Origin of the sequence: Vibrio sp. V15_P4S5T153 (genome assembly GCF_963874485.1) — a bacterium.
Taxonomy (GTDB): domain Bacteria; phylum Pseudomonadota; class Gammaproteobacteria; order Enterobacterales; family Vibrionaceae; genus Vibrio; species Vibrio anguillarum.
The window spans coordinates 122,284-142,591 of sequence record NZ_CAWNHR010000019.1; the positions used below are offsets into that span (position 1 = coordinate 122,284).

The 20,308-nt window shown below is 45.1% G+C and carries 20 protein-coding genes; 17 read left to right on the forward strand and 3 right to left on the reverse strand.

From position 1 onward, the window contains the following. The first annotated feature begins 9 nt into the window (after window positions 1-9). From rmuC to tatC, 7 genes are read left to right on the forward strand one after another with little or no spacing between them, the layout of a single operon-like run. Complete coding sequence (gene rmuC, locus AACT42_RS19170) at window positions 10-1,554, forward strand: DNA recombination protein RmuC (protein WP_094133383.1); 1,545 nt, start codon at window positions 10-12, stop codon at window positions 1,552-1,554. A 49-nt stretch (window positions 1,555-1,603) separates the two neighbouring features. Beyond that, a complete protein-coding gene (ubiE, locus tag AACT42_RS19175; protein WP_094133382.1) occupies window positions 1,604-2,386 on the forward strand; it encodes a bifunctional demethylmenaquinone methyltransferase/2-methoxy-6-polyprenyl-1,4-benzoquinol methylase UbiE in 783 nt (260 codons plus the stop codon). Window positions 2,387-2,395: 9 nt separating this feature from the next. Continuing rightward, a complete protein-coding gene (locus tag AACT42_RS19180; protein ID WP_047690304.1) occupies window positions 2,396-3,001 on the forward strand; it encodes a ubiquinone biosynthesis accessory factor UbiJ in 606 nt (201 codons plus the stop codon). Next, window positions 2,998-4,632 carry a ubiquinone biosynthesis regulatory protein kinase UbiB gene (ubiB, locus tag AACT42_RS19185; RefSeq protein WP_094133381.1) on the forward strand — a complete coding sequence of 545 codons (1,635 nt, stop codon included), beginning with the start codon at window positions 2,998-3,000 and terminating at the stop codon, window positions 4,630-4,632. The genes AACT42_RS19180 and ubiB overlap by 4 nt, the downstream gene beginning before the upstream one ends. A gap of 51 nt (window positions 4,633-4,683) precedes the next feature. After that, window positions 4,684-4,920, forward strand: a complete 237-nt coding sequence (gene tatA, locus AACT42_RS19190; RefSeq protein WP_010319841.1) for a Sec-independent protein translocase subunit TatA — start codon at window positions 4,684-4,686, stop codon at window positions 4,918-4,920. Between the two features lie 3 nt (window positions 4,921-4,923). Beyond that, the gene (gene tatB / locus AACT42_RS19195; RefSeq protein WP_013855639.1) at window positions 4,924-5,331 is read left to right on the forward strand and encodes a Sec-independent protein translocase protein TatB; all 408 of its coding nucleotides are present in this window, start codon (window positions 4,924-4,926) and stop codon (window positions 5,329-5,331) included. 60 nt (window positions 5,332-5,391) lie between these two features. Beyond that, complete coding sequence (tatC, locus tag AACT42_RS19200) at window positions 5,392-6,144, forward strand: twin-arginine translocase subunit TatC (protein ID WP_010319843.1); 753 nt, start codon at window positions 5,392-5,394, stop codon at window positions 6,142-6,144. Window positions 6,145-6,428: 284 nt separating this feature from the next. On the opposite strand, the gene AACT42_RS19205 is transcribed toward tatC, so the two are convergent. Further along, complete coding sequence (locus AACT42_RS19205; RefSeq protein ID WP_094133380.1) at window positions 6,429-7,190, reverse strand: TatD family hydrolase; 762 nt, start codon at window positions 7,188-7,190, stop codon at window positions 6,429-6,431. A 188-nt stretch (window positions 7,191-7,378) separates the two neighbouring features. Here AACT42_RS19205 and hemB point away from each other — a divergent pair, with 188 nt between their 5' ends. The 4 genes from hemB (at window position 7,379) to AACT42_RS24850 (ending at window position 12,194) form a co-directional block, all read left to right on the forward strand. Next, window positions 7,379-8,425 (forward strand): porphobilinogen synthase, encoded by a 1,047-nt coding sequence (gene hemB, locus AACT42_RS19210; RefSeq protein WP_094133379.1) that lies wholly within the window; start codon window positions 7,379-7,381, stop codon window positions 8,423-8,425. A 583-nt stretch (window positions 8,426-9,008) separates the two neighbouring features. After that, window positions 9,009-9,176, forward strand: coding sequence for a hypothetical protein (locus tag AACT42_RS19215; RefSeq protein WP_161441938.1), 168 nt, complete (start codon window positions 9,009-9,011; stop codon window positions 9,174-9,176). After that, the gene (polA, locus tag AACT42_RS19220) at window positions 9,160-11,952 is read left to right on the forward strand and encodes a DNA polymerase I (RefSeq protein ID WP_094134003.1); all 2,793 of its coding nucleotides are present in this window, start codon (window positions 9,160-9,162) and stop codon (window positions 11,950-11,952) included. Before AACT42_RS19215 ends, polA begins: the two co-directional genes overlap by 17 nt. Before the next feature lie 194 nt (window positions 11,953-12,146). Next, window positions 12,147-12,194, forward strand: a complete 48-nt coding sequence (locus AACT42_RS24850; RefSeq protein WP_438356636.1) for a hypothetical protein — start codon at window positions 12,147-12,149, stop codon at window positions 12,192-12,194. A 495-nt stretch (window positions 12,195-12,689) separates the two neighbouring features. Here AACT42_RS24850 and yihA read toward each other — a convergent pair whose 3' ends face one another. Then, window positions 12,690-13,397 carry a ribosome biogenesis GTP-binding protein YihA/YsxC gene (gene yihA / locus AACT42_RS19225; RefSeq protein WP_094134002.1) on the reverse strand — a complete coding sequence of 236 codons (708 nt, stop codon included), beginning with the start codon at window positions 13,395-13,397 and terminating at the stop codon, window positions 12,690-12,692. A 167-nt stretch (window positions 13,398-13,564) separates the two neighbouring features. Between yihA and AACT42_RS19230 the strand changes: the two genes are divergently transcribed. From AACT42_RS19230 to hemN, 5 genes are all read left to right on the forward strand, one after another. Continuing rightward, window positions 13,565-14,182, forward strand: coding sequence for a c-type cytochrome (locus AACT42_RS19230; RefSeq protein ID WP_064626071.1), 618 nt, complete (start codon window positions 13,565-13,567; stop codon window positions 14,180-14,182). A 216-nt stretch (window positions 14,183-14,398) separates the two neighbouring features. Beyond that, window positions 14,399-15,037, forward strand: coding sequence for a class I SAM-dependent methyltransferase (locus AACT42_RS19235; RefSeq protein WP_013855645.1), 639 nt, complete (start codon window positions 14,399-14,401; stop codon window positions 15,035-15,037). Further along, the gene (gene yihI, locus AACT42_RS19240; protein ID WP_013855646.1) at window positions 15,037-15,591 is read left to right on the forward strand and encodes a Der GTPase-activating protein YihI; all 555 of its coding nucleotides are present in this window, start codon (window positions 15,037-15,039) and stop codon (window positions 15,589-15,591) included. Before AACT42_RS19235 ends, yihI begins: the two co-directional genes overlap by 1 nt. Window positions 15,592-15,599: 8 nt before the next feature. Continuing rightward, complete coding sequence (locus AACT42_RS19245; protein WP_094134001.1) at window positions 15,600-16,088, forward strand: DUF2489 domain-containing protein; 489 nt, start codon at window positions 15,600-15,602, stop codon at window positions 16,086-16,088. Between the two features lie 138 nt (window positions 16,089-16,226). After that, complete coding sequence (gene hemN / locus AACT42_RS19250) at window positions 16,227-17,615, forward strand: oxygen-independent coproporphyrinogen III oxidase (protein ID WP_094134000.1); 1,389 nt, start codon at window positions 16,227-16,229, stop codon at window positions 17,613-17,615. A 65-nt stretch (window positions 17,616-17,680) separates the two neighbouring features. Here hemN and ilvY read toward each other — a convergent pair whose 3' ends face one another. Continuing rightward, the gene (gene ilvY / locus AACT42_RS19255) at window positions 17,681-18,571 is read right to left on the reverse strand and encodes an HTH-type transcriptional activator IlvY (RefSeq protein WP_094133999.1); all 891 of its coding nucleotides are present in this window, start codon (window positions 18,569-18,571) and stop codon (window positions 17,681-17,683) included. A 143-nt stretch (window positions 18,572-18,714) separates the two neighbouring features. Between ilvY and ilvC the strand changes: the two genes are divergently transcribed. Further along, on the forward strand, window positions 18,715-20,199 hold the full coding sequence (gene ilvC, locus AACT42_RS19260; RefSeq protein ID WP_013855650.1) for a ketol-acid reductoisomerase: 1,485 nt from the start codon (window positions 18,715-18,717) through the stop codon (window positions 20,197-20,199). Window positions 20,200-20,308: the final 109 nt, after the last annotated feature.

Below are 20,308 nucleotides of genomic sequence, written 5' to 3' on the forward strand. Positions count from 1 at the left end.
CCCGTTATCATGCAATGGATTATCGAAAATCAAGCGTTAGTGCTTTCAACGTTAGGCAGCGCCGTGCTGAGCGGCTCAGTGGCTGGCTGGTGGGTTAAGCAGAAGCTCAATTTGAAAAGTGAGCTATTACAACAGCAGTTAGAGACTCATCAAGCCCATCATCAGCAGCAGATAATCGAACTCAAACAAGCTTTGCAGCAGGCGCGACAAGAGTTGGATGAGCTGGATGAAGAACGAGATAAAGCCGCATTTGAGCTTAAGCAATCGCACGGGAAATTCATGGCCGCGATGGAAAAGTTGCGCTATTTCGAAGTGGTTAAGCAAGAGCGGCAACAGAGCATGGAAGATGCGCACGCTCTGCGTGAGCAGAAATCGCAACTAGAGGCTCAACTGCGTGAGCAAGAAGCGCGGCATGAACAGCAAATTCAATCGAGCCAAGAAAAACTACAGTTACTTGAACACGCTGAGGAACGCCTAAAGCAGCAGTTTGAGCAGCTAGCCAATCAGTTATTTGAAGTCAAAACTGCGAAAGTGGATCAGCAGAACCGTCAAAGTTTGGAAGGGCTACTTTCTCCACTGAAAGAGCAGCTCGAAGGGTTTAAAAAGCAGGTCAATGACAGCTTCAATCATGAAGCGAAAGAGCGCCATACGTTGGTTCATGAATTGAAAAACTTACAACGCCTCAATGAACAGATGGCGCAAGAGGCACTCAATTTGACCCAAGCGCTGAAAGGCGACAATAAACAGCAAGGCAATTGGGGCGAAGTGGTTCTCGCGCGGGTGCTGACCGAATCGGGCCTGCGTGAAGGGCACGAATATCACACTCAAGTCAGTTTGCAAAACGAGGCTGGTAAGCGCTATCAACCGGATGTGATCGTCAATTTGCCACACGACAAACAGGTGGTGATTGACTCGAAAATGGCGCTGGTGGCTTATGAGCGTTATTTCCATGCTCAAACTGAAAGTGAAAGTGCTCGCGCATTAAGTGAGCATTTACTTGCGCTGCGCGCCCATATAAAAGGACTCGGTCAGAAAGATTATCATCAACTCAAAGGGCTACAAAGTTTGGATTACGTGCTGATGTTTATTCCTGTCGAACCTGCATTTCAAGTGGCGATTCAAGCTGATCCCAGCTTGGTAAAAGAGGCGATGGAGCAAAATATTTTGCTGGTTAGCCCAACCACCTTGTTGGTTGCGCTGCGTACGATCGATAATTTATGGCGCAATGATCGACAAAACCAGAACGCGAAGTTGATCGCTGAGCGGGCCAGCAAATTGTACGATAAATTACGCTTGTTTATGGAGGATATGGAAGGGCTTGGCGGCGCGTTAGACCGTGCAAACCAAAACTATCAAGGGGCGATGAATAAGCTCGCGACAGGGCGTGGCAACGCACTGCGTCAAGCCGAAAGTTTTAAACAACTTGGCGTCGAGATAAAACGTTCCATAAACAGTGAATGGGTCGAACAAGCACAAAATGAGGCATGGGCAGACAGTGCGGTGGAAAATGCACCTTTAGTAGAAAGACATCACGCTGAGGATAAAGTAAACTGATCGCTCGCAGTCGCCTTTAACAACACAGTGCTGCCCAAGAGGAACCTTCATGACGGATACCAGCGTGCAATCAAAAACAGCATTAGAGACACAAAATACCACTCACTTTGGTTTTGAAACCGTAGCGAAAGAAGAAAAAGTCGCCAAAGTCGCGCAAGTTTTTCACTCGGTTGCGGCCAAATACGACATGATGAATGACCTGATGTCTGGTGGCATTCATCGCTTATGGAAGCGTTTTACCATTGATTGCAGTGACGCTCGCCCGGGCCAACGTATTTTGGATCTTGGTGGTGGTACGGGCGATCTAACCGCCAAATTTTCACGCATTGTGGGCGAAAAAGGTCATGTTATTCTGGCTGATATCAACAACTCGATGCTCAATGTTGGACGCGATAAATTGCGTGATAAAGGTGTAGTGGGCAACGTACATTACGTGCAAGCCAATGCCGAAGAACTGCCTTTTCCTGATAACTATTTTGACTGCATTACCATCAGTTTTTGCCTGCGCAATGTAACCGATAAAGATAAAGCGCTGAGCTCGATGTTCCGCGTTTTAAAACCGGGTGGCCGTTTGTTGGTACTTGAGTTCTCCAAGCCAGTGCTTGAGCCATTATCCAAAGTATACGATGCGTATTCGTTCCATCTATTGCCGAAAATGGGCCAAATCATTGCCAATGATGCCGACAGCTACCGCTATCTTGCGGAATCTATCCGCATGCATCCCGATCAAGAAACCTTAAAAGGGATGATGGATCAGGTGGGTTTTGAGCAAACGAGTTACTACAACTTAACGGGCGGTATTGTTGCGCTGCACCGTGGTTACAAATTCTAAGGATTGGGCATGCCGTTTGAGCCTTTAGTTACCGCCGCGATTGAGACCACACTCAACACCTTAATTCAAGACGATCCTGAGTTGGTGCGCCGATTATCACGCCTGAAAGGGCAAGTCATCCAAGTGCATCTCAAAGAGTTCAATAAAACGCTGACCTTCATTTTTAGCCAGCAAATTGATGTGTTAGCGGCTTACGAAGGCGAGTCGAATTGCTACCTGTCGCTCAATGTTTCCATTTTGCCCGAGCTACGCGAGCAAGCGAACATCACCCAACTGATCAAACAAGATAAGTTGGTGCTGGAGGGCGATATTCAACTGGCGCAAAAATTTGCCCAGTTGATCACCGATTGCAAGCCGGATGTTGAAGAGTGGTTGTCACGCCTGACGGGTGATGTGCTGGCTCACGCTTTAGTGCAGGGTGTGAAAGACATAGGCCAAGCGCTGCAATCACAACGAAGCAAGCATCAAAACCACCTCAGCCAAGTGTTAACGGAAGAGTGGCGTTTATTACCTAGCTCGCTCGAGGTGGCCTATTTTTGTGACCAAGTGGATGATCTCAATAGCCAAGCGGCGCGTATCGAAGCCAAAATTCAACACTTGTTGGAGCAAGCATGACGCCAACTGAACTCAAGCGGTTGTACCGAATTATCAAGGTACAATTGGAATATGGTCTAGATGAATTGTTGCCAGAACATCAACTCACTAAAGCGCCAATATTAGCGCGTAAAGGATTGTTCTGGATTAAAAATCAGCATGCGAACAAACCACTAGGTGAGCGCTTGCGCTTAGCCTTGCAAGAGCTTGGCCCAGTGTGGATTAAGTTTGGTCAGATGATGTCAACGCGGCGTGACCTGTTTCCACCGCACATCGCAGACCAACTTGCGTTACTGCAAGATAAAGTCGCTCCGTTTGATGGTGTACTTGCTAAAACTCAGATGGAAAAAGCGTTGGGCGGCGCTTTAGAAACTTGGTTTGATGAATTTGATATTGAACCACTTGCTTCGGCGTCGATTGCTCAAGTCCATACCGCCAAACTCAAATCATCTGGCCGGGAAATCGTACTCAAGGTGATTCGGCCAGATATTCGGCCAGTGATTGATGCCGATATCAAACTCATGTATCGCATGGCGAAAATTGTTGCCAAAGCATTACCTGAAGCAAGGCGACTGAAGCCCGTTGAAGTGGTACGTGAATACGAAAAAACTCTGCTTGCTGAACTCGACCTACGCCGAGAAGCAGCCAACGCCATTCAACTGCGTCGTAACTTTGAAAATAGTGAAGAGTTATACATTCCAGAGATAATTCCTGACTTTAGTAATGAAACTGTCATGGTTTCTGAGCGAATATACGGCATTCAAGTTTCTGATATTGAAGGTTTAGCGGCCAACGGTACTAATATGAAGTTGCTTGCTGAACGCGGGGTGAGCGTATTCTTTACCCAAGTGTTCCGCGACAGTTTTTTCCATGCCGATATGCACCCGGGTAATGTCTTTGTTAATCCCGCGCATCCTGACAATCCACAATGGATTGGCTTAGATTGTGGTATTGTCGGTACCTTAAACAGTGAAGATAAACGTTATTTAGCCGAAAACTTCTTAGCTTTTTTCAACCGAGATTACCGCCGAGTGGCACAATTGCACGTTGATTCTGGTTGGGTTCCACGTGAAACCAACATCGATGAATTTGAGTTTGCTATTCGCGTGGTCTGTGAGCCAATTTTTGCCAAGCCATTGTGCGAAATCTCATTTGGTCACGTGTTGCTAAACTTGTTTAACACGGCTCGTCGCTTCAATATGGAAGTGCAGCCGCAATTGGTCTTGTTGCAAAAAACGCTATTGTATGTCGAAGGGTTAGGGCGTCAGCTTTATCCTCAATTGGATTTGTGGCAAACCGCTAAACCATTTTTAGAAAAATGGATGATGAACCAAGTTGGGCCGCAAGCGTTTATCCGTGCAGTAAAAGAGCGAGCTCCGCTTTGGGCTGAAAAATTACCTGAATTGCCAGAGCTGCTTTACGATAGCCTCAAACAAGGTAAAGCAATGAACCAAAGGTTGGATCAGTTGTACCAAGGTTATCGAGCCAGTAAGCGTCAACAGGCAACAGGAAAGTTTTTATTTGGTATTGGCGCCACTTTGGTCGTATGCTCGGCGATATTAGTGACCAGTGCTTATCAGCCGTTTGCAATAACCAGTGCAATTGCAGGTGTTGTATTTTGGCTACTCAGTTGGAGTGCTTACCGTCGTTAAGCGGTCTTTTATTTGAAATCAATTTGTTGAGAAATTCCTGAGGTGTAGAGAATGGGTGGTATCAGTATTTGGCAACTTCTAATTATTGCCGTGATTGTTGTATTACTATTTGGAACCAAGAAACTGCGTGGCATCGGTAGCGATCTCGGTGGTGCGGTTAAGGGGTTCAAAAAGGCGATGAGCGATGAAGAGCCTGCCAAGAAAGACGCAGATTTTGAACCTAAAAATATAGAGCAGCAGAAGACAGAAGCGACTGCCGAGACTAAAAAAGATAAAGAGCAGGCCTAACACGTGTTTGATATCGGTTTTTGGGAGCTGGTATTAATATCGGTTGTCGCGTTGGTCGTTCTTGGCCCTGAGCGTTTACCTCATGCTATTCGCAGTGTGGCAAAATTTGTTAGCACGGCAAAGAACATGGCGAACAGTGTCAAAGATGAATTAGCACATGAGCTCAAAATTCAAGAGCTGCAAGAAAACTTGCGTAAAGCAGAGCAAATGGGGATGGAAAATTTATCTCCAGAGCTGAAATCTTCTGTGGATCAGCTCAAGCAGGCTGCGCAAGATGTACAACGCCCTTATGCGAACTCATCGCCCTCTGAAACAAAAACAGAGCACGATGAACAAAGCGTTGAAGTGATTCCCGCTACAACGATTTCGTCGCCTGAAACGGCCGATAAGAAAGCCGACTCATCTCTGTAGGAGGAGTTATTGCTACCACTGTAACTCCTCCTCTTATGCTCTATTTATACGAGGTTCGATATGTCTTCCGTTGAGCAGACACAGCCTTTAATCAGTCACTTGCTAGAGCTACGCGATCGTTTATTGCGTTCAATAGCTGCGGTGATCGTGATTTTTATCGGCTTAGTCTATTTCTCTAGCGACATCTACGATTTTGTCTCCAAACCATTGGTTGAGCGTTTGCCTGAAGGGGCGACGATGATTGCGACCGATGTTGCCTCGCCCTTTTTCACGCCACTCAAACTTACTTTAATCGCGTCCGCTTTTCTCGCGGTGCCTTTTATCCTTTATCAAATCTGGGCCTTTGTCGCTCCAGGTTTGTATAAGCATGAACGCCGTTTAGTCATGCCATTGATGTTTTCAAGCTCATTGTTGTTCTATTGCGGTGTGGCGTTTGCGTACTTTGTGGTATTTCCACTGGTGTTTGGCTTTTTTACCGCCATCTCTTTAGGCGGTGTTGAGTTTGCAACGGACATTGCCAGTTATCTCGATTTTGTGCTTGCGCTCTTTTTCGCTTTTGGTATCGCCTTTGAGGTTCCCGTCGCCATCATTTTACTGTGTTGGACGGGGGCGACGACGCCGAAAACCTTGAGTGAGAAAAGGCCTTATATCGTGGTTGGGGCATTTGTGGTGGGTATGTTACTGACGCCGCCTGATATGGTGTCGCAAACCTTGCTCGCCATTCCGATGTGTTTATTGTTTGAGGTTGGACTTTTCTTTGCTCGTTTTTATGTGCGCAAAGATGAGGAAGAGCCGGAAGATGAAAGTCATTAATACATGAAAAAAGCGGCGAATAGCCGCTTTTTTGTACCTATGCTATGATAGTGGACTATTTAATCTTCAAAAGATAACCGCACTGAGAGCATCGATAGACTTCCTTGATGCCCAGAAGTTTTTGCCAGAAGGTTCGATGTTGACGTTGTAAGTGATTACCATGTTCACACATATTAGCCACGTTTATGTATTAAAATTTTGCCGCATACTATAGTGTTTGTGTGATTATTTTTGTGATATAGATCACGCTTATGTGTGTGTCATTCTATCTATAGTTCTATAAATTATAATTTAAACAGTAAGTTAGCATTAGTGTTTGTAATGTTATTCACTTCAACCAACGAGAGTTCGGTGAGTTCTGCGATGCGTTTGGCAACTAGCGTTGTGTAAGCTGGTTCGTTGCGCTTACCTCTGTGAGGGACAGGGGCTAAATAGGGGCAATCCGTTTCTAGCAGAACAAAGTTCATATCGAGATGCGGTAATACTTTATCCATACCACCATTTTTAAACGTTGATACACCACCAATCCCAAGATGAAACCCTAGCTCATTAATGGCTTTAGCTTCTTCAAGCGTGCCGCCAAAACAGTGGAATACACCGCTAAGTGAGCTATCTTGCTCTTTTTTCAGCAGTTGTAGAGTTTGAGTGATGGAATCACGGGTGTGGATGACAACAGGCAAATCGCGTTCTTTGGCCCAATTAAGTTGAGTGACGAAAGCCATCTCTTGTTCGGCCTGAAAGGTTTTGTCCCAATACAGATCAATGCCAATTTCACCAATGGCGATAAAAGGGTGTTTATCGAGCCAAGATTCGATAACCGCTAGCGTTTGCTTCACATTTCCATCTACATAGCATGGGTGCAGCCCCATCATCGATCGGCAAAGTTCAGGGTAAGCCGCTTCTGTTTTAAGCATAGGCTCAATGGAGGCAAGATCGATATTGGGCAACAAAATAGCCTCAATGCCTTGCGCTTTAGCGCGTTGTACTACCTCATCTCGATCGTGATCAAATTCAGCGGCATAAATGTGAGCGTGAGTGTCAATCATGGTGTGTCTCGATAAACAGAGAGTGGGAGAACAGTATACGGAAGTGTGAGCCTGAGGTCATTTTTCTGATTTTTGTCGATTGGCGCTAGCGTCAAAAAGCGAGAGTGATATGATTTCGCCACACTTGAGCGATAGCGGTAGTGAAGAAAGAATGCTTTCTCACACCGCGTATAAACAAGGAGAAGAGAGTGTCAGTATCCATTCAAGGTCAGTTCCCAGGGCGTCGCATGCGTCGCTTACGCAAGCATGATTTTAGCCGCCGTTTGATGGCTGAGAATCAGTTATCGGTTAATGATTTAATTTATCCCATGTTTATTTTGATGGGTAAAGATCGCCGCGAGCCAGTGGAGTCTATGCCCGGTATTGAGCGTCTCTCTATCGACTTAATGCTCGAAGAAGCGCTGTATTTGGCTAATCTCGGCGTGCCAGCCATCGCACTTTTTCCAGTGGTTAATCAAGATGCTAAAAGTTTGTGTGCTGCTGAAGCACATAATCCTGATGGCTTAGTGCAACGTGCGGTGAAATTATTAAAAGAGCATATACCACAAATGGGTGTCATTACCGACGTCGCGCTGGATCCTTTCACGACCCATGGCCAAGATGGCATCATCGATGACAGTGGCTATGTGATGAATGATGAGACCACCGAGGTGTTGATCAAACAAGCGCTGTCTCACGCTGCAGCCGGTGCCGATGTGGTTGCCCCTTCCGATATGATGGATGGACGAATTGGTAAGATCCGCGAAGCGCTTGAAGAGGCGGGTTTTATTCATACACAGATCATGGCTTACTCTGCGAAATACGCGTCATGTTATTACGGCCCATTCCGCGATGCGGTTGGTTCCTCTTCGAACCTGAAAGGGGGAGACAAGAAAAACTATCAGATGGATCCGGCCAACAGCGATGAAGCCATTCACGAAGTGGCGATGGATATCAATGAAGGGGCTGACATGGTGATGGTGAAGCCCGGCATGCCATACCTTGATGTGGTGCGCCGCGTGAAATCCGAATTACAAGTTCCTACGTTTGCGTATCAAGTGTCTGGCGAATATGCGATGCATAAAGCGGCCATTTTAAATGGTTGGCTCAAAGAACGTGAAACCGTAATGGAGTCATTATTGTGCTTTAAACGCGCTGGGGCAGACGGCATTTTAACCTATTTTGCTAAAGACGTTGCGCAGTGGCTGGCAGAAGATAACGCCAAAACGGCACAATATTTACATCAAGATAACTAAGTTGTGAATTTAGTCTGGGGAGCGAGTTTTTCTATCTATTTGAAAATCAATTAAAAAAAGATTTCATGAAATAGATGGGTAGGTGTTTTTAGCATGATTAGAAAATAAATGAGATTTTTTCTCATTTAGGGGTTGATAATTAAATGATAATCATTATTATTAACCCTGTCTTAGGGAATGGCGAAGTTCACAAGGACGTCGAGTTTACGATTAACGAATTGCTAGGTGTTAAAAGTAACAAGACAAATTGGCGACGAACTTGCGCAAGTTCTTTTTGACACGACATTGCTCACATTGCTTCCAGTGTAATTTATAGCTTTATCGTAAGGCTGAATGAATCACTTCACTTAGTTTTACCTGTTTTTGCTAGGCGACATCCTCGGGTGTCGCTTTTTTTATCGCTCATTTTCAAGAGGATGCTTTTGTTGTGAATAAAAGGCCATCGATAGTCTTTTCCACAATCAATGATCGTAAAAAGATCATGACAGGAATGTTCGATCTTTGTTTTATTCATTTATAAACAATAAGTTAGTGATATTGTTTTCCTCGTTAATCACTGTTTAATAACCAGTGGATAAAAACTATGAACAGAGTTATCCACAGCATGTCATTTGCGGTGGTGGACAAATCAGCAAAATGTTTCGTTGCTCAAGGTGCATTGGCGTGGAATCCTCAAGACAGTCATGGCATCCTTAGCCACTACATTTCGTACTCGCTTTGGATTGCAAAAGACTATGGCTCGCATACCTGACAACCCGTTCATTCTGATTGATGGCTCTTCTTACCTTTACCGTGCATTTCATGCCTACCCAGGCACCATGAGTAATGGCGAAATTCCAACTAATGCTGTCTATGGCGTGGTCAATATGCTCCGTAGCATGATGCGCCAGTTTTCCGCTGAGCGTATGGTGGTTATTTTTGACGCGAAAGGAAAAACCTTCCGCGATGATATGTACCCACAATACAAAGCTAACCGTCCACCAATGCCTGATGATCTACGTTGTCAGATTGAGCCGTTGCACAATGTTATCCGTGCGATGGGGCTACCGCTGATATCGATTGAAGGTGTCGAAGCCGATGACGTGATTGGTACGCTAGCCTCTCAAGCATCGCAAGCAGGCATGCCAGTGCTGATCAGCACTGGTGATAAAGACATGGCACAGCTGGTGGATGAGAATGTCACCTTGATCAATACCATGACGAATGTGGTACTTGACCGTGAAGGGGTGATTGAAAAATTCGGTATCCCTCCCGAGCTTATCATCGACTATCTGGCTTTGATGGGCGATAAAGTCGATAACATTCCTGGTGTACCGGGTGTCGGTGAGAAAACGGCGATTGCGTTGCTGCAAGGCATTGGCAGCCTAGAGCAAATTTACGATAACCTCGAAAAAATTGCGCTACTGGGCTTCCGTGGTTCTAAAACTATGGCGCAAAAACTGGCGGATAACCGTGAAAACGCATTTCTCTCTTACCAATTGGCCACCATCAAGCTGGATGTCGCTTTGGAAGAGAAACCAGAGACCTTGTGCAAAACCCAGCCCAATATTGATGAGTTGATTAAGCTTTATGGTCAGCTCACGTTTAAATCTTGGTTAACAGAATTGCTGGATGGTGGTAATGGGGTGATTGACGCTGATGAAAAAGTGGGTGCGGTAAACACTTCTTCTTCACAATCAAAGGAGATGGATACAACCGCCGCCACGATTGATCGCAGCCAATATCAAACCATTTTAGATGAAGAGACGTTTAATGCTTGGTTAGAAAAACTGAAAGCGGCAGAAGTGTTTGCGTTTGATACGGAAACCGACAGCCTCGATTATATGGTAGCGAATTTAGTTGGCCTCTCTTTTGCAATCGAAGAGGGCGTTGCAGCGTATGTTCCTGTTGCGCATGACTATCTTGACGCACCAAAGCAACTGGACCGTGATTGGGTACTCGCCCAACTTAAACCCATTTTAGAAGATGAAAGCCAAGCCAAAGTGGGGCAGAACCTCAAATACGATGCCAGCATTGTTGCGCGTTACGGTATCAATATGAAAGGCATCAAGCACGATACGATGCTCGCATCTTATGTGTACAACAGCGTCGGTGGCAAACATGATATGGACAGTTTGGCGCTACGATTCTTGCAACACAGCTGTATTTCATTTGAACAGGTGGCGGGCAAAGGTAAAAACCAGCTGACCTTCAACCAAATCGAACTTGAGCAAGCGGCACCGTACGCTGCGGAAGATGCTGATGTGACGTTGCGACTTCATCACCGTTTGATGAGTCATATTGAGCAAGATGAGAAGCTCAATCGCATCTACCAACAGATAGAAGTACCTCTTGTTCCCGTGTTGTCACGTATGGAACGCACAGGCGTGATGATCGATGATATGTTGCTTGGCGCGCAATCGCATGAAATCGCTGCTCGTTTAGAGCAACTAGAACAGCAAGCGTTTGATATCGCGGGTCAACCTTTCAACCTAAGCTCACCAAAACAGCTGCAAACCATTTTGTTTGAACAGATGGGGCTACCGGTGATTAAGAAAACGCCAACAGGTACACCTTCCACCAATGAAGAAGTACTGCAAGAGTTGGCACTCGACGGTTATCCTCTGCCTAAAGTAATCATTGAACATCGTGGTTTAGCTAAGTTGAAATCAACCTATACCGATAAACTGCCTAAAATGATCAACCCAACCACAGGGCGAGTGCATACCTCGTATCACCAAGCTGTAACCGCCACTGGTCGTTTGTCTTCAACCGATCCAAATTTGCAAAACATTCCGATCCGTAACGAAGAAGGACGCCGGATCCGTCAAGCCTTTATCGCTCCTCATGGCTGGAAAATTCTGGCCATCGATTACTCGCAAATTGAGTTACGCATTATGGCGCATTTGTCCGGCGATAAAGCGCTGCTTGAAGCATTCCAGCAAGGGAAAGATATCCATGCAGCGACCGCGGCTGAAATTCTTGGAGTGAGTATTGAGCAAGTCAGCAGTGAGCAGCGTCGCCGTGCGAAAGCGGTTAACTTTGGTTTGATTTACGGGATGAGCGCCTTTGGTTTAGCCAAGCAGCTCGGCATTCCTCGTTATGAAGCCCAAGAATATATGGATAAATACTTTGAGCGTTATCCTGGCGTGATGCAATACATGGAAGATACACGCTCTACGGCTAGTGAACTTGGCTATGTTGAAACTTTATTTGGTCGCCGTTTGCATCTGCCTGAAATTAAATCGCGTAATGGGATGCGCCGCAAAGCCGCTGAACGTGCCGCGATCAATGCTCCAATGCAAGGTACGGCTGCGGATATCATCAAAAAAGCGATGCTATTAGTCGATGCTTGGATTGAGGAGCATGGACAGGGACGCGTTAAACTCTTGATGCAAGTGCACGATGAACTGGTGTTTGAGGTGCAAGAGACGGCTTTAGCCGAAATTGAAAGTAAAGTACAACAATTGATGGAATCAGCGGCAACGCTAGCGGTGCCATTGGTCGCGGATACTGGTCATGGAGACAACTGGGATCAGGCGCATTAGTTGTTTTTTAAGCAGAATTAGCTAATTTATATGAGCCGACGCACAAATGTCGGCTTTTTTATGGCCTAGAAACAAGTGTTCTTGATTTTAAACTTTGTGTTGTTTAATAAAATTTTAATGAAAAAAAACTACAAAAATAGTTTTCATTTCTGACCATTTGTTATACATTAACTCTCGTAGGGTACAGAGGTAAGATGTTCTATCTTTCAGACCTTTTGTTTCACGTTATTGGATTAGGCTGATTCAGCCGCCCCAGTCAGTATTTGACTGGGGCGTTTTTTATTGGGCCAAAGAAAATATTCATCACTGTTTTTTTACGAGAATTTAGGTGATACAAACACACTATTCTATTGCTGAGTAGTTACTTTATTTCTTTTATAAACACCCAATTCTGTAACTGGCTAACAGTCACACTTTGATTATTTCTAATGAGAAATCAAGTTCGCCTCAAACACAAAGAACATGTTTAAATCTCATTAATATTCATTATGTTATGTTGATTTTATTGCGGTGAGCCAGAGGAGTGTTCTGTGGGTGAGTGAATTGATGACTCTTTGACCTATTGAAAAGTTGGAGGGATTAAGGAATGCTTAGCAAAACAATAATAAATTACCTCCTACTTCTCTCCCGTTGCCCCACCAGGATGGTGGGGATTTTTCTCTTTGCCGTTCGCATTTGGATTTAAAGCCTATAAAAAAGCCCCACGATTAGGTAGGGCTCTGTTGGAGTCACGATGTTTAGTGTTCTTCAGAATGGTCTGGATTCTCTTCTATCTCTTCTAAGTGAGTTGAGTCACACTCATCCATCTCTTCCACTGTTTCTTGCTCGGCTAAATGTGCGAGTGCGGGTGCAAACCACGTATCCAATTTGTTACGCAGCACATCGACGCCTAAGCCTTTCAATGATGAAAAAGCATCGACAGTGACATCGCCGCCAAAAGAGCGTGCCTCTTCACGAATTTTTAACACTTGAGCTTTACGTGCGCCACTTTTTAGCTTGTCCGCTTTAGTCAGTAGTACTAGTACTGGGATGTAGCAATCGACAGCCCAAGAAATCAATTGTTGGTCGAGATCTTTCATCGGATGGCGAATGTCCATTAGCACAACCAGCCCTTTTAAGCTCTTGCGCTTTTGTAGGTACTCACCTAATGATTTTTGCCATTTTTTCTTTAGTTCCAAAGGAACTTGAGCAAAACCATAGCCCGGTAAATCCACAATATGACAACCTTCAGTGACTTTAAATAGGTTGATCAGTTGGGTTCGACCCGGAGTTTTACTGGTTTTAGCCAAGCTCTTCTGATTCGTTAAGCGATTCAACGAACTCGACTTACCTGCATTGGAGCGTCCTGCAAACGCAATTTCGATCCATTCATCATCAGGTAGATGACGAATGTCAGGCGCACTGGTAATGAAATGCGTGTTTTGATAATGAATTTTTACGCTCACTGTTAACTCCATCTCGACTTTGTGTAGTCGATTGATTACTTTTTTGTGAAATTGTGTAAAATAACCGTGCTCGGCATAAGGTCGCCTATTGTACCATGAGTCGCCACTGAGAGTGAGTAGCAACTGCAAAGTGGTACTGGAAGCTTGATAATTATAAATGGAATGTCATGAAGAAATTAGCGCTAATCTTGAGTCTTTTAGCCAGCTGCTCAGTGTGGGCCCAAGGCAGCATTGAAGCTGGTAAAGCAAAATCCCAAACGTGTGTTGCCTGTCACAGTGCTGATGGCAATAGTCTACTTACAATCTATCCTAAAATTGCTGGTCAGCATCAGAAATACATAGAGAAGCAATTGCATGATCTCAAGCTGGGAATGACAAGCGGTGGCAAACAAGGTCGTTACGATCCCGTAATGAGTGCCATGGCGATGCCTCTTAGCGACGAAGATATAGCTGATCTTGCAGCGTATTTTGCATCACAAACTATTTCAGCGAACTCAACGCCTGAAGACGTTGCAGTGAAAGGAAAAGCACTTTATAGCGCAGGTGATGCAGAGCGTGGTTTAACCGCTTGTATTGCGTGTCATGGTCCACGTGGTAATGGTACTGAGCTTTCAGGTTTCCCTAAAATTTCTGGTCAGCATGCTGACTACATCAAAGCTCAACTGCAAAAATTCCGCGATGACGCTCGTAATAATGATATGAATGCCATGATGCGTGATGTCGCGAAAAAGCTCAGCGACACTGACATCGAAATACTTTCTAAATACGTTGGCGGCCTTCACTAAACCCTACACCGTTCGAGCACTGTTGTTTGAAAACGCCTTAGCACTGAGCTAGGGCGTTTTCTTTTGTGCTGAAGAAAACGTAATTTTTTGCTCAATGATCGGCTTACCTATCGCTTTTTTTATCTTTTTTTGCCTAGCTGGTGAAAAAATACGCGCTGACTCTCCACTCTAATGCCACTTTCTGGTATGTTGCGCATCCCTGTTTGAGGATGTTACATGCACATTTGCCCATTATGTTTTAGTGAACAAATAGTTCCTTATTTTGCCGATAAAGTTCGCCCTTATCTGCAGTGCCAACACTGTGCACTTGTGTTTGTTAGTCCTGAACATCGTCTTGACGAAAAAGCGGAAAAAGCATTTTATGATTTGCATGAAAATAACCCGCAGGATAGGGGTTATCGCCAGTTTTTGTCACGCGTTTGTGCGCCGATGTTGGAGAGGCTTTCTCCGGCATCTAACGGGTTAGATTTTGGTTGTGGGCCGGGGCCAACCTTATCCATTATGTTGGAAGAGGCTGGGCACACAATGTCGTTATACGATATCTTTTTTCATCCAGATGAAAAGGTGTTGCAGGCGACCTATGATTTTATGACTGCCACTGAAGTGATTGAGCATTTACATAAGCCGCACCAAGTTTGGCAGCAATGGTTAAATTTAGTTAAGCCAGGAGGCTGGATTGGGTTAATGACCAAACTAGTCAAAGACGTGGAGGCGTTTGCTGGGTGGCACTACAAAAATGATCTCACACATGTGATCTTTTTTAGTCGTGAAACCTTCCAGTACTTGGCCAAGCGGGATGAGCTTGAACTTGAATTTATTGGTAATGATGTAATTTTACTGAGGAAACCCCAGTAATGAGCCGTAGTAAAAAATCGAGAAAGCCGGGTTCAGCCGGTGAAGGCGACGTGATTGTCACGCGTAATCGCAGTGAGGCAGATGTTGAAGGTCGTTTGCGTAAGCGAGTTAAAAAACAGAAAGGTCTGAAAGCGGGTAGCCGCCATTCCGATGGTTCAGATCAGCAGCAGCGAGAAGCCGCTAAAGCGCGCGATCCACGTTTAGGCAGCAAGAAAAAAATTCCTCTGGTGGTTGAGCCAGCGAAGAAAATGACCAAGCAAGAGCGTCGTTTGTCGGCTGAGCAAGAGCTCGAAATGCTGGAAAATGATGCGCAATTGAACGTGTTGCTCGATCGTATTGATAATGGCGAAAACCTAGGTGCCGGCTTACAAAAATACGTTGATGAGAAACTCGATCGTATTGAAGCACTGATGAAGCAACTTGGTCTGTATGCTGAAGAGCAAGAAGATGTTTTCGAGCCAATCGTGACTGGCGGTAGTGCCAAAAAATCACGTTCAGATGATGATTTATTATCAGATTTTGAAGGCTTCGACCTAAATGATTTAAAAGGATAGAAAGTGCCATGAATGTAACCTTGTTAGCCATTGCTGGTGGAATCATTATTCTCGGCTTAGCGTCTTACGCTGGTTACCTTCTGCTGCAACTGAAAAAGCAAAAGGATTTGCAGCTTCAACATCAAACATTGGCCATTGAAAAACGCAATGCAAATATTTTTGATAGCGTAAATACGCTTTGCATGGCTGGGATTCAAGGCCAATGTGATCTCTCCGAGATCAGCATCCGTGTCTACTGCATTATGGATTATGTTCAAGGCGAACAGAGAATCGACTTTGATAGTTTGTATCCCGCTATTTCCGAACTTTATTATATAGTGAAGGATATGCCGCGTGGCGAAGAGCGCAGCCAACTCGCTAAACAAGAGCGAATGAAGCATAACTTAGTGCGCCAAAAGGCGGAGGCCCGTTTAATGGATGCGATTGTTGAAGAGTTAAAAGTTCTGCAAAAACGCATTGCCCCTTTGAATAGTCAAATTCCGATTCAAATGATGTAATGGCTCGACTGCCTCTTTCGAGTGAGTGATCGCGTTAGCAGTTTAGAACATTTATACACAAATTTCGTTTTGTCACCCGACGTCCATCATTGTCATGTGGCAAAATAGCCCGTCAAAGTTTCGAACGGAAAGCACAGCATGTCTTCGCAAGTCGTACCCAGCCAACAGATCGTATGGGATCAAGCTGTTTTAGATAAGTATAACTATTCAGGCCCGCGTTATACCTCTTATCCTACAGCACTTGAATTCCATGAAGCATTTACTATTGCCGATTATGATATGGCGTGTGCCCAATACCCTGACAGGCCACTTTCGCTTTATATTCATATCCCGTTTTGTCACAAACTTTGTTACTACTGTGGTTGTAACAAGGTGATTACCCGTCATTCGCATAAAGCCGACGACTATTTGGATGTGCTTGAACATGAGATTCGCCAACGAGCCTCTTTGCTGCATGGCCGTAGAGTCACACAACTGCATTTCGGTGGCGGCACACCAACCTTTTTAACTCAATTGCAAATTAGCCGTTTAATGGCCATTTTGCGTGGTGAGTTCCGCTTTGAAGATGACGCAGAAATCAGTATTGAAGTTGATCCGCGTGAAATCGAGTTAGAGATGCTTGATCACCTGCGCAGCGAAGGATTTAATCGCCTGAGCATCGGCGTACAAGATTTCAACAAAGAAGTGCAAAAGCTGGTGAACCGCGAGCAAGATGAAACCTTTATTTTTGCTATGGCGGAACGAGCTAAACAACTGGGTTTTCGCTCAACCAACCTTGATCTCATATACGGCTTGCCTAAGCAGACTAAAGGCTCTTTTGCTAAAACATTAGCGCAAGTGTTGGAGATGAAGCCGGGTCGATTGTCGGTATTTAACTACGCGCACATGCCGCAGCTATTTGCTGCGCAGCGTAAGATTAAAGATGAAGATCTACCTACGGCGGAAGAAAAACTGGCCATATTACAAGACACGATCGCGACCTTAACGGGTGCTGGTTATCAGTTCATTGGCATGGACCATTTTGCTCTGCCCAATGATGAGTTGGCCGTTGCGCAGCGTGAAGGTGTTTTACATCGCAACTTTCAAGGTTATACCACGCAAGGTAACTGCGATTTAGTTGGCTTTGGTGTCTCAGCCATTTCAATGATTGGGGATGCGTATGCGCAGAACCAAAAAGAGCTGAAAAAATACTATGAGCAAGTTAATGAGTTACGTCATGCACTCTGGAAAGGGGTGGCACTGGATAGTGATGACTTACTTCGTCGCGAAGTGATCAAGCAGCTTATCTGCAATTTCAAATTGGATAAAAGCCAAATTGAAGCACAGTTTAACGTGACGTTTAATCACTACTTCAAGCAAGATCTTGAGTTGCTACAAACTTTTATTGATGATGAGTTAGTGGAAGTCGATGGAAAAGAGATCCGCGTTACTTTGCGCGGGCGGTTGTTGATCCGCAACATCTGCATGTGCTTTGATAAATACTTGCGTGTTCGTGCTCGTCAGCAACAATTTTCGCGGGTAATTTAACGCCCTTACCATGAATCATAAAGCCACTGCTTGTCAGTGGCTTTTTCTTTGAAAAGAGGGATGAGTTATGGCGTCAGGTATTTATTCGCTGCAACATCCCACAATGCTTTGATTAATGGGTTATCAAGCTGCGAGCGTTTGCAGCACACACCGAGCTGAAATGGTTTCACGGGCGCTAATTTAAGGCGCTGGATCTTATCTCTCACCGGGCTATTGTTGATCACTACATCCGGCGCAATGCCGATACCGCAACCGAGCGCGACCATGCTGACAATCGCTTCATGCCCTGAGCTCTGCGCGTAAATATTGGGTTTGATCTTCATTTGTTTAAACCAGGCATTGGCTCTATCTCTTGCCGTTCCCGCTTCAGGAACAATAAAAGGGACAACTGACCAATCGGGTGTGTCATTTTGCAGTTGTTCGATAAAGCTACTGATCCCGAGCGGCGCGATCACCGATAAGGGTATTTCACCAATCGTTTCAAATTCAACGCGAGCTGGTAGCTGTTCGGGCATGGCTGAAATGGCAATATCCGCTTCATCATTCAAAATCTTATCAATCGCTTGAGCAGGATCGCCAGTCAAGAGTTTGAACTCAATATACGGATGGCGAACTCGAAAATCGGACAGTAACTGAGGCAGGTGGCTATAGCTGGCGGTGACTGAGCAAAACAAACGAATTTCACCTTGTAATACGCTGTTTTGGTTTTTCATTTGTACGTTATATTGCTGCCACTCTGTAATGATTTTGAGTGCAACAGGAACCAGTTTACTGCCTGCTGGCGTTAGCTCAACGCTACGATTATCACGCACAAATAAGCTTTGGCTAGTTTCTTCTTCCAGCTTCTGGATCTGCCGGCTGAGCGCGGATGGGCTGATGTGCATCGCGGCGGCGGTCTTACTGAAGTTTTTACTCTCACACAGATGGATAAACATCTGCAGGTTTTTAATGTTCATAAGTTAATCACATCACGTTGCATAAATTGCAATAACTAATTGTGAATATATCACTTTAAGCAACTTGATGTCTGCTTTAGTATCAGTTTATTCGGTTCTAGAAACCGACCTGATGGAAAGAATCTTTAAAGGAGAGCGCTAACATGGCTAACTATTTCAATACCCTAAATCTACGCCAACAACTTGACCAACTTGGTCGTTGCCGCTTTATGGATCGCTCTGAGTTTGAAAGCGAAGCCGAGTACCTCAAAGGTAAGAAAGTGGTGATTGTCGGTTGTGGTGCGCAAGGTTTAAACCAAGGTCTAAATTTACGAGACTCTGGCCTTGATGTCTCTTATGCATTGCGTCAAGCGGCGATCGACGAACAGCGTCAGTCCTATAAAAATGCTAAAGAGAATGGTTTTGAAGTGGGTAGCTATGAAACGCTCATCCCTCAAGCAGACTTGGTCATTAACCTAACGCCAGATAAACAGCACAGCAATGTTGTCGAAACCATCATGCCGCTGATGAAAAAAGGTGCAGCATTAGGGTATTCTCACGGTTTTAACGTGGTTGAAGAAGGGATGCAGATCCGTAAAGACATCACGGTTGTGATGGTGGCGCCTAAGTGCCCGGGAACCGAAGTGCGTGAAGAGTATAAGCGTGGTTTCGGCGTGCCGACTTTGCTTGCTGTTCACCCAGAAAATGACCCTCAAGGTGAAGGTTGGGATATCGCAAAAGCTTGGGCGGCGGGAACGGGCGGTCATCGTGCTGGCTGTTTGGAATCCTCTTTCGTTGCCGAAGTAAAATCGGACCTTATGGGCGAGCAAACCATCTTGTGTGGCATGCTACAAGCGGGTTCGATTGTGTGCTATGAGAAGATGGTAGCAGAAGGTATTGACCCAGGTTACGCAGGTAAACTGCTGCAATACGGTTGGGAAACGGTAACCGAAGCGCTGAAATTTGGTGGCATCACTCACATGATGGATCGCCTATCAAACCCAGCAAAAATCAAAGCGTTTGAGCTGTCTGAAGAGCTTAAAGACTTGATGCGCCCACTGTACAACAAACATATGGATGACATTATTTCTGGTCATTTCTCTAGCACTATGATGGCTGACTGGGCCAACGATGATGCTGATTTACTGGGTTGGCGTGCTGAAACCGGTGAAACTGCGTTTGAAAACTACCCACAGTCTGATGTACAGATCACTGAGCAAGAGTACTTCGACAAAGGTATTTTGATGATTGCCATGGTTCGCGCTGGGGTTGAGCTGGCATTTGAAGCTATGACGGCCTCCGGTATTGTTGAAGAGTCAGCTTACTATGAATCCCTGCATGAGTTGCCACTGATTGCCAACACAGTAGCACGTAAGCGTTTGTATGAAATGAACGTGGTTATTTCTGATACGGCAGAGTATGGTAATTACCTGTTTGCCAATGTCGCAACACCGTTACTGCGCGAAAAGTTCATGCCAAAAGTATCTACTGATGTGATTGGTAAAGGCCTTGGTGAAAGCTCGAATTTCGTTGATAACGCGACCTTGATTGAAGTTAACGAAATTCTTCGCAACCATCCGGTTGAGTACATCGGTGAAGAGTTGCGCGGTTACATGACAGATATGAAACGCATCGCTGTCGGTGGCTAAAGGCTAATTCACCTTCCGGTGGTTAAGAAGGGGCCGAGAGTTCGCCCCTTTTCAATGACGAGAATGATGACGTAAAGCTCCAGACTGACTGGAGAGAATAAATACAAAA

Bases quoted from the DNA above. Each gene is read 5' to 3' on its own strand.
- rmuC (WP_094133383.1), top strand. From the start codon at position 10: ATGCAATGGATTATCGAAAATCAAGCGTTAGTGCTTTCAACGTTAGGC.
- ubiE (WP_094133382.1), top strand. From the start codon at position 1,604: ATGACGGATACCAGCGTGCAATCAAAAACAGCATTAGAGACACAAAAT.
- AACT42_RS19180 (WP_047690304.1), top strand. From the start codon at position 2,396: ATGCCGTTTGAGCCTTTAGTTACCGCCGCGATTGAGACCACACTCAAC.
- ubiB (WP_094133381.1), top strand. From the start codon at position 2,998: ATGACGCCAACTGAACTCAAGCGGTTGTACCGAATTATCAAGGTACAA.
- tatA (WP_010319841.1), top strand. From the start codon at position 4,684: ATGGGTGGTATCAGTATTTGGCAACTTCTAATTATTGCCGTGATTGTT.
- tatC (WP_010319843.1), top strand. From the start codon at position 5,392: ATGTCTTCCGTTGAGCAGACACAGCCTTTAATCAGTCACTTGCTAGAG.
- AACT42_RS19205 (WP_094133380.1), bottom strand. From the start codon at position 7,190: ATGATTGACACTCACGCTCACATTTATGCCGCTGAATTTGATCACGAT.
- AACT42_RS19215 (WP_161441938.1), top strand. From the start codon at position 9,009: ATGAACAGAGTTATCCACAGCATGTCATTTGCGGTGGTGGACAAATCA.
- polA (WP_094134003.1), top strand. From the start codon at position 9,160: ATGGCTCGCATACCTGACAACCCGTTCATTCTGATTGATGGCTCTTCT.
- AACT42_RS19230 (WP_064626071.1), top strand. From the start codon at position 13,565: ATGAAGAAATTAGCGCTAATCTTGAGTCTTTTAGCCAGCTGCTCAGTG.
- AACT42_RS19235 (WP_013855645.1), top strand. From the start codon at position 14,399: ATGCACATTTGCCCATTATGTTTTAGTGAACAAATAGTTCCTTATTTT.
- yihI (WP_013855646.1), top strand. From the start codon at position 15,037: ATGAGCCGTAGTAAAAAATCGAGAAAGCCGGGTTCAGCCGGTGAAGGC.
- AACT42_RS19245 (WP_094134001.1), top strand. From the start codon at position 15,600: ATGAATGTAACCTTGTTAGCCATTGCTGGTGGAATCATTATTCTCGGC.
- hemN (WP_094134000.1), top strand. From the start codon at position 16,227: ATGTCTTCGCAAGTCGTACCCAGCCAACAGATCGTATGGGATCAAGCT.
- ilvY (WP_094133999.1), bottom strand. From the start codon at position 18,571: ATGAACATTAAAAACCTGCAGATGTTTATCCATCTGTGTGAGAGTAAA.
- ilvC (WP_013855650.1), top strand. From the start codon at position 18,715: ATGGCTAACTATTTCAATACCCTAAATCTACGCCAACAACTTGACCAA.